Origin of the sequence: Ammoniphilus sp. CFH 90114 (genome assembly GCF_004123195.1) — a bacterium.
Taxonomy (GTDB): Bacteria; Bacillota; Bacilli; order Aneurinibacillales; family RAOX-1; genus YIM-78166.
In genome coordinates this window covers 284,730-299,291 of record NZ_SDLI01000004.1, presented here as the reverse complement: position 1 = coordinate 299,291, position 14,562 = coordinate 284,730, and the positions used below count along the sequence as shown (strand labels likewise).

17 protein-coding genes are annotated in these 14,562 nt (G+C 41.3%); 10 read left to right on the top strand and 7 right to left on the bottom strand.

Features of this window, described 5'->3' with window-relative positions; all coding sequences use genetic code 11:
- Positions 1-34 precede the first annotated feature (34 nt).
- Positions 35-283, bottom strand: a complete 249-nt coding sequence (locus EIZ39_RS11655; protein WP_129200138.1) for a hypothetical protein — start codon at positions 281-283, stop codon at positions 35-37.
- A 198-nt stretch (positions 284-481) separates the two neighbouring features.
- Here EIZ39_RS11655 and EIZ39_RS11650 point away from each other — a divergent pair, with 198 nt between their 5' ends.
- Positions 482-1,294 (top strand): enoyl-ACP reductase FabI, encoded by an 813-nt coding sequence (locus EIZ39_RS11650; RefSeq protein WP_129200137.1) that lies wholly within the window; start codon positions 482-484, stop codon positions 1,292-1,294.
- A 16-nt stretch (positions 1,295-1,310) separates the two neighbouring features.
- On the opposite strand, the gene EIZ39_RS11645 is transcribed toward EIZ39_RS11650, so the two are convergent.
- A complete protein-coding gene (locus tag EIZ39_RS11645) occupies positions 1,311-1,541 on the bottom strand; it encodes a hypothetical protein (RefSeq protein WP_129200136.1) in 231 nt (76 codons plus the stop codon).
- A gap of 157 nt (positions 1,542-1,698) precedes the next feature.
- On the opposite strand from EIZ39_RS11645, the gene EIZ39_RS11640 reads away from it, so the two are divergent.
- Positions 1,699-1,962: a stage VI sporulation protein F gene (locus EIZ39_RS11640; protein ID WP_129200135.1), complete on the top strand. Its 264-nt coding sequence runs from the start codon at positions 1,699-1,701 to the stop codon at positions 1,960-1,962.
- Between the two features lie 107 nt (positions 1,963-2,069).
- Positions 2,070-2,168, top strand: coding sequence for a sporulation protein YjcZ (locus EIZ39_RS11635; protein WP_129200134.1), 99 nt, complete (start codon positions 2,070-2,072; stop codon positions 2,166-2,168).
- A 62-nt stretch (positions 2,169-2,230) separates the two neighbouring features.
- Here the strand turns inward: EIZ39_RS11635 and EIZ39_RS11630 are convergent, their stop codons facing one another.
- Entirely contained in the window at positions 2,231-2,932 is a 702-nt protein-coding gene (locus EIZ39_RS11630) for a ribonuclease H family protein (protein WP_164985044.1), read from the bottom strand.
- A 158-nt stretch (positions 2,933-3,090) separates the two neighbouring features.
- On the opposite strand from EIZ39_RS11630, the gene EIZ39_RS11625 reads away from it, so the two are divergent.
- Both EIZ39_RS11625 and EIZ39_RS11620 read left to right on the top strand, forming a co-directional pair.
- Entirely contained in the window at positions 3,091-4,041 is a 951-nt protein-coding gene (locus EIZ39_RS11625; RefSeq protein ID WP_129200132.1) for an aminoimidazole riboside kinase, read from the top strand.
- A gap of 5 nt (positions 4,042-4,046) precedes the next feature.
- Positions 4,047-4,328, top strand: a complete 282-nt coding sequence (locus EIZ39_RS11620; protein ID WP_129200131.1) for a hypothetical protein — start codon at positions 4,047-4,049, stop codon at positions 4,326-4,328.
- Positions 4,329-4,360: 32 nt separating this feature from the next.
- Here EIZ39_RS11620 and EIZ39_RS11615 read toward each other — a convergent pair whose 3' ends face one another.
- On the bottom strand, positions 4,361-4,921 hold the full coding sequence (locus EIZ39_RS11615) for a DNA-3-methyladenine glycosylase I (RefSeq protein ID WP_129200130.1): 561 nt from the start codon (positions 4,919-4,921) through the stop codon (positions 4,361-4,363).
- A 73-nt stretch (positions 4,922-4,994) separates the two neighbouring features.
- The gene (locus EIZ39_RS11610) at positions 4,995-6,290 is read right to left on the bottom strand and encodes a NarK family nitrate/nitrite MFS transporter (RefSeq protein ID WP_129200129.1); all 1,296 of its coding nucleotides are present in this window, start codon (positions 6,288-6,290) and stop codon (positions 4,995-4,997) included.
- A gap of 357 nt (positions 6,291-6,647) precedes the next feature.
- Between EIZ39_RS11610 and hisS the strand changes: the two genes are divergently transcribed.
- Positions 6,648-7,964, top strand: a complete 1,317-nt coding sequence (gene hisS / locus EIZ39_RS11600) for a histidine--tRNA ligase (protein WP_129200127.1) — start codon at positions 6,648-6,650, stop codon at positions 7,962-7,964.
- 226 nt (positions 7,965-8,190) lie between these two features.
- Here the strand turns inward: hisS and EIZ39_RS11595 are convergent, their stop codons facing one another.
- Together EIZ39_RS11595 and EIZ39_RS11590 are read right to left on the bottom strand one after the other, a co-directional pair.
- Complete coding sequence (locus EIZ39_RS11595) at positions 8,191-8,445, bottom strand: DUF1292 domain-containing protein (RefSeq protein ID WP_129200126.1); 255 nt, start codon at positions 8,443-8,445, stop codon at positions 8,191-8,193.
- A 56-nt stretch (positions 8,446-8,501) separates the two neighbouring features.
- Positions 8,502-10,787 carry a response regulator gene (locus tag EIZ39_RS11590; protein ID WP_129200125.1) on the bottom strand — a complete coding sequence of 762 codons (2,286 nt, stop codon included), beginning with the start codon at positions 10,785-10,787 and terminating at the stop codon, positions 8,502-8,504.
- Between the two features lie 125 nt (positions 10,788-10,912).
- On the opposite strand from EIZ39_RS11590, the gene EIZ39_RS11585 reads away from it, so the two are divergent.
- From EIZ39_RS11585 to EIZ39_RS11570, 4 genes are all read left to right on the top strand, one after another.
- Positions 10,913-11,560, top strand: a complete 648-nt coding sequence (locus EIZ39_RS11585) for a response regulator (protein WP_129200124.1) — start codon at positions 10,913-10,915, stop codon at positions 11,558-11,560.
- A gap of 132 nt (positions 11,561-11,692) precedes the next feature.
- Positions 11,693-12,769 (top strand): LLM class flavin-dependent oxidoreductase, encoded by a 1,077-nt coding sequence (locus EIZ39_RS11580; RefSeq protein WP_129200123.1) that lies wholly within the window; start codon positions 11,693-11,695, stop codon positions 12,767-12,769.
- 155 nt (positions 12,770-12,924) lie between these two features.
- Positions 12,925-13,965 (top strand): TRAP transporter substrate-binding protein DctP, encoded by a 1,041-nt coding sequence (gene dctP, locus EIZ39_RS11575; protein WP_129200122.1) that lies wholly within the window; start codon positions 12,925-12,927, stop codon positions 13,963-13,965.
- Positions 13,966-14,037: 72 nt separating this feature from the next.
- A complete protein-coding gene (locus EIZ39_RS11570) occupies positions 14,038-14,550 on the top strand; it encodes a TRAP transporter small permease (RefSeq protein ID WP_129200121.1) in 513 nt (170 codons plus the stop codon).
- The last annotated feature ends 12 nt before the right edge of the window (positions 14,551-14,562 follow it).

Below are 14,562 nucleotides of genomic sequence, written 5' to 3'. Positions count from 1 at the left end.
AAAAAAACCTAGGCAAATGGATGGACCATAAAGCCTAAGCTATGTTTTTTGTTTTCTTAAACCATACGAGTAGTGGCAGGAAGGAGAGAGTGATTAACGTAAACATAAGATATTCGAATAAAGGTTGAACGTTGGATGCAGTAAGTGATTGCCAAAGTAAAATCATCATGGCTGAACCAAAGAAAATAGAGTGCAAAAGAAGATATTTATCTTTTCTGCCGAGCTTGTAGGCAAGAAACACGGTAGCAAATAATCCTGTAATGAGAATGGTAGGATCCGACATGTTCTGAGCTCCTTTTGTAATAGAATAACAAGGGAATATAGAATAATCATAATGGCTAATTAAGGAAATGAAAATGAGCCAGTAAACATGTTCATTAAACGTTCAAAGCTTTTTGTCCATTTTGTAAACGACTTTCCCCCAGTCATAGGTTATGATTAAATGGGAGAAGAGTAAAATTATAGAAATGAGGAAGTACCGATGAATAAGTTATTGCAAGGGAAGAAGGGTCTTGTTCTCGGAGTTGCGAATGAGCACAGCATTGCTTGGCATATCGCCAAAAAGTGTTGGGAAGAAGGGGCGGAATTGGCTTCTACCTATCAGAATGAGAAGACGCTTCGCTTTGTACAGCCCTTGTTTGAGTCTATCGGATCCAAGTTCTATCATGAGATGGATGTTACAAGAGAAGATAGTGTTCAGGTGGTTATGGGGAAACTTCGAGAGCATTTTGAGGGGGAGCTGGATTTTATCGTCCACTCTGTAGCAGGAGGGCCCAAAAAAGGGGAACTTGAAGGACGCTTTATTCAAACATCGAGGCAAGGATTTATGGATTCTATGCTGATCTCGGTCTTCTCCTTAAATGTGGTCTTGAAAGAAACTCTAGACATGTTGAGAAATCGAGATGCCGCGGTCATGACCGTTTCCTATATGGGAGGGGAGCGTGTTGTTACGAATTATAACATTATGGGCGTAGCAAAAGCGGCTTTAGAAAGCAATGTCCGCTATTTAGCCGCGGATCTTGGTCGGGAAGGTATTCGAGTGAATTGTTTATCACCTGGAACGATTAAAACAAGGGCCGCAAGTGGAATTGGAGCATTCAATCAACTCATAGAGCATACCGCTGCTCACTCTCCATTAAGAAGAAATGCAACGGTCGATGAAGTGGCGAAAGCATCCCTATTGCTACTGAGTGATTGGGGCTCAGGAATTACGGGTGAGACGATCTATGTAGATGCTGGTTTTCACATTACAGGAGTCGATCTACCTATAGAGGAAGAGAAGGACAGGGGATAATCAAGCCCCTGTTTTTTTATTCTCCAATATTATTCTCAAACCATCCTTGCAATTGGTCTAAGGAATAAAAGGTAAAGATTTCCTCACCATTTTGCCCGTGATCGGATGTTTCTCTTAAGGTAACTTGACCCTCGTCGCCTGCATTAATAATGACATAAGGATGGTGAGGGTGAATAAATCTTGAATCGTGATGAGGTTCTACCCAATTCTTATCCGTTAAAAATTCGCGAATTTGATTGTTATTCATTGTGGTACTTCCCCTTTCTACAAGGTACTTTATTTTCATATCATTACCTGTTGGAAGAATTTCATGATTCTTTCTAAATTGTGTCTTTGCTCTATTACCTCACCTGTCCGGTTGACATAAAATATCAAGTCAATACGATAATAGGAGTGAGGTTTTTATGGATATTAATACGATTATTAAGCTCGTGCAAAGTGTCCCACCTGATAAGCTAACGGATGAAAAAACCTTGAGGAAGGTTTTGAAAGCAGCGGGAAAGGAATCTGGACAGAAATTTAGTGACGAAGAATTAAATCGTCTCGTCAAAAATTTTAAAAAGATTGCATCAGGAGGAATGGGTTCAGCCTTAGGGATGATCTCCATGTTAATGAAATCAGGTGTTAGTCAAAAGCAGATCAATAATATTAAAAAGAAGATGAATTAATCTATAGGCGAATGCTTGAATTTACGGTGAATGGGTGTTAGCACATACCTTTGCCGTTGCCCTCTCATAAGATATATTAGATTAACAGAAAAAGGAGGAATTCAGTCATGAGTGCAGTTGTAGGAGGATTAGGACAGTCAATTGGGTTTATCTTGGTGCTTTACATTTTATTGGTGATTATCTCCCGACCAGGGTTCATTTATTAATTAAAGAGATAAGAGGGTTCCAACGCGAAGTTGGGACCCTCTTTTTATCTTATCAAAACCATTCATTTCTTTTTCTTCTTATTGATTAAATCTTTAGCTAATTGGTCGGCTAAATTATTATATGGATTCTCACTATGCCCTTTAACTTTTACAAAGTGAATATCAATATGTTGTAGGGCTTCAGTGATAAATTGTTGGTAATCACGGTAAAGGATCGTGTTAATATGAACTTGACCATAAGCTGCGAGGCCTAAAGTGGAGAGATCGTGAAATATCGCGATCTTTTTCTTTTGTTGTTCAATAGCATATTGAACTGATGCTTCAACAGCTAGGATTTCAGCAATTAAGGACATGGACTTCTGGTTGTGTATTCGTTTGATTCCTGATATTTGGTGTATGACTTGTTGATCTTTTACGATTACAACGCCATAGGCAGCGTAATCTTTATAAGCTGAACCGTCCGTATAGGCTATGATCGTTTCTTCTTCATTGGAGTATTCTTGAGTTAGGGCTAATTCATCAAAAAAGGAAAGTTCTTCAAAGGAGACCTTTTTCCGATACCACTTTTTATTACGTTCCCGAATTAACCAATCATAGTCGATGTTGCATACAGACTCCCGAAGATATTGCTCAGCTTGCTCAAACGTAGGGAATCGGCACCATTCTCCTCTAGAAAAATCACGCACCTGATTTAGGGCTTGTTTTTGTTTTCGAAAGATTCCAGGCTCCCGGCCCACCTTTACTGCGTAGAATAATTTCCCCATAACGTATGACCTCATTGTTATATTCGATTATTTTCATATTTTATCCCTTGTAACCACATCCCTATAGGTTGTAGTTATAGAAATTAATGGTTGTTTGTCATATCATTATACTAAATTACATGTGTTAAGGGGAAATTACAGAAAAAGGGGGAAGAGCTTTGAGTGGTGTCATTTGTTTAGGTGAAGCATTAATTGATTTTATTCCACTTGATGAACATCATTTAATTTATCAGAAGAGTCCTGGAGGGGCGCCTGCTAATGTGGCCGTTGGGATATCGAAGTTAGGTGGGAAAGCTTTTTTCTTAGGCAAGCTCGGACAAGACGTCCTTGGAAAATTTCTGTTGGATACCCTTGAAGCTCAAGGGGTTGATGTAAGTTATGTATCGTGGGAAGAACATGTCCGTACAGGTATCGTATTCGTTACGTTAGACCCTGGTGGTGAGAGAAGTTTTAGTTTTTATATTGATCCAAGTGCAGATCGATATCTTGGTATAAAAGATTTGCAATCTGAATGGTTTGAAAACAATCACATCCTCCATTTTGGTTCGATATCCTTGATTAGTGAGCCATCTAGAAGTGCAACCGTGCATGCCATTCAATTAGCTAAACAGAATGGAATGTTAATCTCCTACGATCCTAATCTTCGCTTGAGTCTTTGGAAGACACCAGAAGAGGCAAAAACAACGATCCTTTCCACTATCGGGCAAGCTGATATTCTCAAAATATCAGAAGAAGAACTGGTATTCTTGACAGGGGAGCAGAGTATAGAGAATGGTTTGTCCTCGTTGGCTCAATATGATATCCCGCTTATCTTTATCACAATGGGTGGGGAAGGTTGTGTTTTCCAGTTTAAGGGACAAACTCGACGAATTCCTGCCATTTCTGTTTCTGTCGTGGATACAACCGGTGCAGGGGATGCTTTTGTCTCGGGAATCTTATATAACATCAATGCATCGAGAAAAACAATAACAACCTTAACCGTTGATGAAGTAGGAGAGTTTACAAAATTTGCAGCTGTATCAGGGGGGTTAGCTGCCTCAACAAAGGGAGCTATGACGGCACTTCCTACACTTCCTGAAGTAAGGAAAAGATTAGAAAACGAGGCCTAGTAAGTATGATTGGACTATTAGCTATGTTAGCGCTCGGAGCAGGTGTGGCGCATGTGATCAAGAAATATCTTTTAAGGATAAAGGACCCCACTCTTTCAGAGGTATGGACCTTGTTGGACAAACAGGATTGGTATCAACAGCTGATCCAAGAAGACAGGTTTAGAAAATATATAGAAACACAAAAACAAGAGGGATTGCTTTCCGACTGGTATTATGTGAAGAAAATTATAGAACAAAAAGGCGCACGGGATGGGTTTATAGAATATGTGGAAAAAAACGCAAAATAAGAATCCTTGGAAGACAGCCAAGGTTTCTTATTTTAGCTTCGTTTATAACATGAGCCGTCATGATCGTCTACCATACCTGTGGCTTGCATAAACGCATAACAGATCGTGCTTCCTACGAATTTGAACCCTTTCTTTTTCAATGCTTTACTCATCGCATCGGAAACCTCGGTTTTACTGGGGGATTTTTGATTCTCTGTCCAATCGTTGATGACAGGATTCCCTCCAATAAAAGACCAGAGAAAGGTGGAAAAATCTTCACCTTTATGGGTCATTTCCAGATAACATTTTGCATTCGTGATAAAGGCTTCAATCTTGCCGCGATGTCGAATAATCCCTTCGTTTGATAATAATATATTAATTTTTTGCTCATCATATTGGGCTATTCTTTGAGGATCAAAGTTGTCAAAGGCTGTTCGATAATTTTCTCTCTTCTTCAAAACCGTTATCCAAGACAACCCGGCTTGTGCTCCTTCTAAGCACAGCATCTCAAAGAGCTTCTGACTGTCCCTCACAGGGACACCCCATTCTTCATCATGGTACTTTATATAGAGGGGATCGGTTGTTACCCAACCACATCTTTTCTTTTCTTGCATAGACAAACGTCTCCTTTAATGTGAAAAGCTGTTTCTACTATAGCAGAAACAGCTCTTCTAAGCCTACTTGTATTTAACATTTAATTGAAGCATTTTTTCTAGAATACCAGAACCAGCAAACAAACAAGCTGATGACGTAATAACCGATGAAGAGATTGAGTGCAAGATTAGCTGAACCTGTAGAATCGATGGACCATCCGAAGATCTTAGGAATAAAGAATGCTCCGTATGCTCCTATTGCCGCAATAAATCCTAGTACTGGGCCTGATTGCTTTCCTTCAAAGATGAAGGGAACCATGCGGAAGGTTGAACCGTTGGCAATACCCGTACCTGCAAAGAGGATGAGGAACATCACTAAGAATCCGTTGAAATGGTTTATGTTCAAGAAATAGATGACTCCGGCGGTTGCGGCAACCATACTGAGTGTAGTCCAGAAAGTAACTTTAGCTCCGCTGTTTACTTTATCAGATATCCACCCTCCAAGTGGACGAAGGGAAGCACCTACTAATGGCCCAAGGAAGGCATATTGCACGGCGTTAATTTCAGGGAACTCGGAACGAATTAGCAGCGGAAATGCTGCGGCGTAGCCTATAAAAGAACCGAAGCACATGACGTAGAGCCATGTCATAATCCAAGTGTGCTTATGCTTTAAGACAACAACTTGTTCTTTAAAACTTTGTTTTGTATTGGGAAGATTGTCCATTCCGAAGGCAGCTAATAGAATCGCTGCAACAATAGGAATGACCCAGATAAACGCAGCATTCTGAATGTAGATTTCTGAACCGTCTGGAAGCACTTGGGAGCTACCGGTCATTACTCCTATAAAACTCACCCCAATGGCTAGTGGAGTAACAAACTGCACTACACTAACACCGAGGTTCCCAATTCCAACGTTAATTCCGTTAGCTGTACCCTTATGCTTCTTAGGGAAAAAGGCATTAATATTTGCTGTTGAGGAAGACAGGTTTGCTCCGCCAAGACCACACAAGGCTGCTAAGATCACTAAAACATAATACGGAGTTTCTGGATTCTGTACGGCAAATCCAATTCCAATAGTTGGTATTAAAAGTACACTTGTACTAATCACCGTCCAGTTTTTTCCGCCTAGTAAACCCGGCATGAAAGTATAGACTAGACGCAAGGTTGCTCCTGATAAACCCGGAAGGGCTGCCAGAGTAAACAATTCACTCTTGCTTAGATTAAATCCTACATCATTAAGACGAACCGCTACAACAGACCAAATCTGCCAAACGATAAAGGCTAAGATCAAAGCGAAAACCGATATGAGAAGGTTTTTTCGCGCAATTTGTTTTCCAGTTGACTCCCAAAACTGAGGAACTTCCGGTTTCCATTCTGTTATAACACGCATGGTGTTCTTCCCCCTAATTGATAATGTATCCTTGTTGTAGTGTCATTCTAACAAGAGAGAATAGAAAAGGATGTGTAATAAGTCACAAGGGAAAATCATGACTTGCTATCGACCACAATTTTACAGTAAGATTAGATAAATAATTAAGGGGGGAAACAAGATGAGTAATAAGAAACTCAACTGCCATCATCATCGTCATCATTCTCATTGCGTTTGTACCCATTGGAAAAACAGTTAATGTTTTTTCTAGGTGTAAACGCTTATTGTGTTTGCACCTGCGAAGCTCTTGCCATTGGGAGCCATGTGAGGTGTAGCCTTGCATGGCTTTTTCATTTTTTTCTAAGGAGAAGATCACTCATGTCAAATCAAGCAAAGGGGAAGTATCGCCCCCAGGCAATTTCAGGTTTTCCAGAATGGCTACCCGAACAGAAAGCTGTTGAACTCATGTGGATGGATACGATACGCAAGGAATTTGAGAGTTTTGGGTATGCCTGTATTGAAACTCCATCGGTTGAAGAATTAAATGTTCTAACTGCAAAGGGCGAGATTGATAAAGAAATCTATGTGATGCAAAGGCTGCATGCCGAAGAGGGAGATGAAGCCCGATTGGGATTGCATTATGATTTAACAGTCCCTTTTGCGCGCTATGTAGCACAGCATTATGGAGACCTCGTGTTTCCCTTCAAGCGATATCAGATGCAAAAAGTATGGAGAGGAGAGCGAGCACAGGTAGGCAGGTATCGTGAGTTTTACCAGTGTGATATCGATGTAATCCATGAGGATACGCTTCCCTTAAGGTTCGACTCAGAGATGCCTAGAGTCATGTTTGGGATCTTTCAGAAGTTAGGCCTTGATATTCAATTTAGATTAAACAATCGCAAAGTCCTCCAGGGATACTTTCTAGGTCTAGGGATTGAGGAAATGAGCCGAATCGTTCGCGCGATCGATAAGTGGGATAAGCTGGGTGAAAAAGGCGTATTAAAGATCCTTCAAGAGGAAGAAGGGTTAACAGATGAACTAGCTCAACGATGTGTAGCGATTGCCAAAATTAAAACGGATCGTGAAGGACTTGTATCTAAGGTTCAAGAGCTTGGGGTTGAGCATCCTCTTATGCAGGAAGGGCTAGAAGAATTAGATCAGGTCCTGCAAGACTTACAGGATCTTCCCTCAGGCGCTGTGATAGCGGACCTGTCTATTGCCCGCGGGCTTGATTACTATACAGGAACAGTCTATGAATCTTCGTTAATTCAGTATCCTGAGCTAGGCAGTGTGTGTTCGGGTGGTCGATACGAAAATTTAGCAGGCTCTTTCATTGATAAGAATCTAAGTGGAGTTGGGATGTCTATCGGATTATCGCGGGTCCTAGGAAAGCTGTTCCATGAGAACGAGCTTCCACTAGGAAGAAAAAGTCCTACTGATATCCTCGTGGTTTTACCGCAGGACGATCGGTATGCAGAGGCCCTTGCGATTGCAGCCAAGCTAAGAGAGAACGGGCATAAAGTAGAGGTCTTCCCTAGTGCAGTGAAGTTTGCCAAACAGATTCGCTACGCGTCTAGAAAAGGAATACCGTATGTGTGGTTTCTACCTTTTGAACCTGGAGGAGATTGCGAGGTCAAGAATTTAATTACTGGAAACCAGGAACTAGCTGATCCAGCGAAATGGAAGATGGAGTAGGGAGATTGGCTGGGGGGTAAGCGAAAAAATTCCGCCTATTTTAGGTAGATGGATAAAAGAAATCGAAATAAGCGGAGATTTTCCTGCTAATGTGGGCCAATTACTCAAAATCGAGGTGAAATATGAAAATAACGGAAAATTTTCCTGTTATTTTAGCCGAAAAACTTAAAATCCAAAAAATAGGCGGAAATTCTCCGCCTATATAATGGGTCACATCTACCCTATGCTATTCCGCTGGTGCGTTTTCGACGGCGATTTGGTAGGCACTTAGAATTGCTTCGCTTTCCTCTTCATCTGTAATACCAACAAGGTAACGGTCCTCATCGTCGCCTTCAACTCTCATGAGAATCGTCTCTTGCTCTGAGGTCAACAATGCATAAGATTGATCTTCCATGTCAAACAAAGCCTCTACTGCATATTGCTTCTCCTGACCTTGCTCATCTTCAATGGTAATGTAGTCTCTAACCTCTTGGTCACTCAATTTCTTCACCTCCAGTAGGTATCTCTGAATAATGTGTCCAAGAAGAATGATGGTTATCAATGGTTATTAGGGGAGAAGATTGGAATTTCTAATTTAACTTTGTTAAACTCCTCCCGAATAAGAGCAAGCTGGTGGTTAATATCTGACGCTTGATCAACGGGATCAAGCTGTTCCATTTCCTCTAATAAGGAGCTTAACTTTTTTGCTCCGATAAAAGAACAACCTGATTTGACTTTATGTACTTCTTTATAAAAGGTTTGGCGATCAAGTGTTGGAAGTGCGGCTTCTATACGGTTTAATATCTTTTCTGTATCCGTGGCAAATAAAATACTGAGTTGCCTTGCGCTTTCCGGATCCATTGACAGAAAGCGTTCTGTGTCCAGTGATGAGGGGACTTCCCTTTCTAACTCAGGCAGCCATTGTTCTAGAGTTTCATGAAGTTGTTCCGATGTAAAAGGCTTGCCGAGAAAATCGCTCATCCCTGCAGCCATGCAAGCTTCTCTCTCTCCTGGTTGGAGATGGGCGGTGATCGCAATGATTGGAACATGTTGACCCGTAAGCATTTCGAGATTTCGGATCTGACGGGCTGTTTCGTAGCCACTCATCTCGGGCATTTGACAGTCCATAAAAATAAGGTCATAGTTCTGTTTGGAAACGAGCGCAAGAGCAACTTTTCCATTGAGGGCGGTGTGGATCATATAATCCTTTTCCTTAAGATATAAGGATATAATTTCTTGATTGATCACATTATCCTCGACCAGCAAAATGGATTTCTTCTTGGAGAATTTATCTCGCTGTGATAAGGATGGGGTAGTTACTCCGAATCCATCGTCAGTGCAAAATTTCTCTTTTAAAAAGCTAAGTTGAGATGGTTTAATGGGCCGAGAAAGGAAGGCGTCGAACAGGCCTCTTTCTATTATTTTTCTTTTGATGTAATGCAACGGAGAAAGGATAGCAATCATTTTGATCCCATTTGTCAGAGGATTCCTCCTAAGTTGCTGCACCCATGGAATAGTGTCCCATAGATCTGTATCAGCGATGATGGCTTTTATTTTTTTGCCGTTCATCAATTGTTGCTTGATGAACATTAGCGCATGATCTGGATCTTCCCAATGTTCACAGGTTGTCCCAAATGGAGAGAAAAAGTAGGTAAGCGCTCTCATCTCGTCGTTTCCTCGTGATACAATGACGATCTTGCCCGAAGGGTCAGTCTTTAACTCAACCTGGTGAGCAGCCATCTCCGGCACTCTATGAAAACGACAAGTAAACCAAAACATTGAGCCGACCTGCTCCGCTGATTCCACTCCAACCTCTCCGTCCATTAGTTCCACTAATTGTTTCACAATAGATAGACCTAAACCTGTTCCTCCAAATTGTCGTGTAATAGAACCGTCTGCTTGCGTAAACGGTTGAAAAATACAGTCATGAAGCTTGGGGGAGATTCCTATTCCGGTATCTTTTACTTCAAAACGCACGTATACATCATGGCGATCAAGAGATAGGACTTGAGCGGAGATGCTAACTTCGCCCTGTAAGGTGAACTTGATGGCGTTGTTGATTAAGTTAATTAAGATCTGTCTTAATTTTCCGGGGTCACCACTGACCAGCTTAGGAATCGTAGGATCTAGAAAAAGGGCGAGTGACAGCTTTTTTTCGTACGCCTTCGGTGCTAAGAGTTCAATAATATCTTCAACAGACTTTTGAAGGTCGAATTCATTGATCTCCATGGTCATTTTTCCTGCTTCAAGCTTAGAGAAGTCGAGTATATCATTCAAAATGGACATTAAGGAGTTGGCAGAGTCGGCAATGACGGTAGAGAAACGCTTTTGTTCCTCATTGAGCGCTGTTTTAAGCATTAAACTAATCATACCGCTAATGGCATTCATAGGGGTGCGGATCTCGTGACTTACCGCTGCGAGAAATTCAGATTTTAAACGAGAGGCAAGCAATGCCTGATCTCTAGCCCACTCTAATTCACGTTCCATGCGCTTGCGTTCGGTAATGTCTACAGCAGATCCTACAACTTCAATCACCTTGCCGTTATGGACAATGGGGGATAGTAGATTGTAGAATACACGGTTTTGATAAGTGAATTCGTAGGACACGGTCTCACCGTTAGTGGCTCGTTCATAGAGGGGGGTAAGATATTGGGCTTGATCAGAAGAAAATATTTCTTGTAAAGTTTTACCGTAGGTTACATTCGTAGTCAGACCAAGCTGAGTAGCAATTCTACCTTCATATAGGGTGTAAATAATCGCTCCATCCGCTCGCCTTTTAAATTTAAAAATGACATTCTGTAAGTTTTCCAACGTTTGCCGAAATTCATTTCTGTCCTTATCCATGTCAAATCCCTCCCTTTCTCAATAGATGGACAAAAATTAAAATTGTATTACTTGGTTATAAAATGTTACAATGATTTCTAATAATTGAAACTATTATATCATTCTAGTGAGGGAATAGGAGAAACATGGCGAAAAAAAAGAAGATACTGATCGTGGATGATCACCCAACGATAAGCTTCGGAACGCGCATGATTCTAGAAAAGGTGGCAGGCGTAGAGGTTATTGGTATCGCCGAGTCAGGACAAGCAGCCATGGAATGCTTTCTTCAGGAACATCCCGACATCATCTTTCTCGATTTAGATCTGCCTGATATAGAAGGGCTGGAAGTAGCGAAAAAAATGAAAACGATATCATCAGAAGTCGACGTGATCATTTTTACCGGTATGGATTACCTGCCCATCTTAGGACGATTGCTTAGTATCGGAATTAGTGGTGTTCTTACAAAAGATGCATCTGCAGAACAGATGATACGTTTGGTAGAACGGGTGAAGCACGGTGAAACTATTATTCCTATTGAAGTATTTAAGCAATTACAATTAAGGGGGAAAGGGAAGCAAAGTGGATGGATTAAAGAAGCTGCCCTTACGGAAAAAGAAGAACATATTCTAGGATTAGTGAGTAAGGGGTACACGAACCATAAAATAGCCAAGGAAATCTATATGACCACTCGATCCGTCGAATATTATTTAACGCGAATCTACGAGAAGCTCAATGTAAAGTCGAGGGCGGAAGCGGTAGAAAAATTCTTAAAGACAGCTGGAGGCACTCCGTAAAAGGGGTGTTTTTTTGTGCTTATTTCGGTACCGAAGTTGCGGGATCACACATTTACATTTCGGACTGGTTCAGGATACCATATAGTCAGAATCATCAAAAAAGAATTTTTTTTAAAAAACGGAGGGGTATTCATGAAGTTTGGATTATATTCCGAAATGCAGCTGCACCCGGGAAAGACGGATCAACAGTTATATGACGAGGTATTAAAGCAGATCATCCACGCTGATCAGGTAGGGTTCGATGTCTACTCTCTCATAGATCATCACCATTTTTCAAGATTCTCTGTTTCTGCCAACCCCCTTGCCGTATATACTGCTGCTGCACAACTGGCTAAGAATATTCGTTTCCGCACAGCTCTACATATTTTACCGCAGCAGAATCCTCTCCGTTTGGCCGGTGAGATTGCGGTTGCAGACATTCTAACCCAAGGTCGCATTGAGGTTGGTGTGGGCAGAGGACATGCCTGGGTGTTCCCGAACAATGGCATTGTCCCCATTGAAGAAGCGAAGCCCCGTTTTGAAGAGGCTTTGCAAATATTGGAGATGGCCTTAACAGAAGAGAGAGTAACCTATTATGGACAATATTATACGGCAGAAGATGTCCAGATCACGCCGAGGCCTGTTCAACAGAAGATGCAATTTACGACGGGAGGTACGAGCAATCATACGTACCAACAAGCTGGAGAAAAAGGCTGGGGAATCTTTGTTCCTCCTCTCTTACCATTAGAAAGTCTAAGAGAGCAGTTTGATATTTACTTGCGTGCTTGTGACAAGGCAGGGAATGAACCAAATATTATCTGGTTGCATGCTGTCTATATGGATGAGTGTGAGGATAATATTCGAAGAGAATCAGAGCAGCACTTCCATAACTTCCTTGCAGGCAATGCCTCTCCGGCATTCACCGGATTACCAGATAAAGAGCGCATGATGAACGCGGGCTATCAGTTCTATGCGAAGGGGATTTTACAGAGCCTTGCAGATATGTCATACGAGCAAATTACAACAGGTGATGTGGTTTGGGCAGGGACTCCTGAGCAGATCTGCGAAAAAATTGATTACTGTGTAAGAAATATTGAAGGATTGGCCGAAATTGATTTCTTAACGAATTATGGGGGAATGGACCACTGGAAAGTGATAAAACAACAAGAAATCATTAGTAAAAAAATCATGCCTCAATTTAAAACGAAGAGTAAGGTAGCAACATATTAATTGTTAGCGGTTTCAAGGTGAGGCCCCCCATGCTGATGTGGGGGGCCTTATCGTTTATTTTAAAATAAATGGAACTTTCGTTAAATGGTTAACGGAAAATTCTCAAATAATTAATTAAAATGAATATTAACTCAAGTAGACAAGGGGGATCTTAGATGAGAAAGGAAAAACGTTACTCACTCCTATGCATGATGTTGGCAGCACTCGTTTTAGCCGTTGTCGGCTGTGGCGGCCAAGGGACAACAGGGACTTCGACGCAAGCGCAAGGAGATGCAGCACCCTCCAGTCCGAAGCCTGTTGAGCTTAAGGCAGTGAGTTTTTTGGCAGTAGATCATCCATTTACGAAGGATGTTGTTCCACTATGGATGAAGACGGTTGAAGAAGAGACTCAAGGTGCAGTCAAGATTGATTGGATTGGAGGTCCAGAATCGGTACCCGTGAAGGAGCAATTCGATGCGGTACGAAATGGCATGGTAGATATAGGCTTTAATGTAAGTTCGTATTATGGACATCTTATGCCGGAGTCCCATTCCTTGCATTTATCACCTTATACCCCTTGGGAAGAAAGAGAAAAAGGATATTTTGACTATATGTCTAAGCAATTTGAGGGCCAAGGGCTTGTTTATTTAGGCCGCTGGCTTGGACCATCTCCTTTCTATTTCTGGAGCAATAAGGAAGTTAAATCTCTAGATGAATTGAAAGGATTAAAATTCCGTTCTAATCCGACCTATCACGATATTATGACAGCCGTAGGCATGGTGCCCGTTGAGATCGTTCCGGGTGAGGTGTATACCTCTCTTGAAAGAAAGATGGTAGATGGATTTGGCTTTCCATTACTAGGGCCTCATCAGAGTGGATGGACCGAAGTAACCAAGTACGTTATTGAAGAACCATTCTTGAATCAGAATGCTACGATCCTTATGAATTCAGATGCCTTTAATTCCTTGAGTCCGGACATTCAAGAGAAGATGCTTGAATTGACGGCGGCATTTGAGAAGGAAATGGTAGAGCATTTTAATCAAGAAAATGAAAAAGAATGGAATGCTATACAACAAGCTGGAGTTACAAGAATTAAACTTCCAGATGCGGAAAGTGAAAAGTTCCGAAAGCTTGTGAGAGATGTGAAGTGGGAGAGTTTACAGAAGACAGCCCCAGAACAGTATGATGATCTGAAGAAGCTTTTATATCAAGAATAAGGGTTTATATCTAATAGAGTTACCTATTGTGCAATGAGGTAACTCTTCTTATCGATTAAGGAGGTGTAATCTATGCTTTATGGGTTATCAAAGGCACTAGATTGGGCGGAAAATACGTTTGCCTTGATTGGGGGGGCTTTGCTCGTCTTTTCGATGTTTAGTATTGCAGCGGAAGTCATTTCACGATATTTCTTCAATTATTCACTGATTTGGGTAAATGAAATTAGTGAGTATATTCTCCTATACATTCCTTTTACAGGGGCAGCCTGGCTCTTGCGTCAAAAGGGTCATGTTACAGTGGATCTAATCGATCAGTTTCTCTCGGAAAGAATGAAGGTACTTAATAATGTGTTTATTTCCCTCATTGGCTTATTTGTAAGTGGTATTCTAATCTGGTATGGATTTACCACTATGATGGATATATTGGCTCGAGATATCCGTAGTTTATCCGTCTTACAAATTCCTCAAGCCTACGTGATCGTCATTATTCCATTAGGTTCCCTGTTAATGTTTTTGGAGTTTACACGAATGTTATACAGAAGTGTCTCTGCAACCAAAGAACAATCGCACACTGTATCAATGTAGGAGGGGATTGTA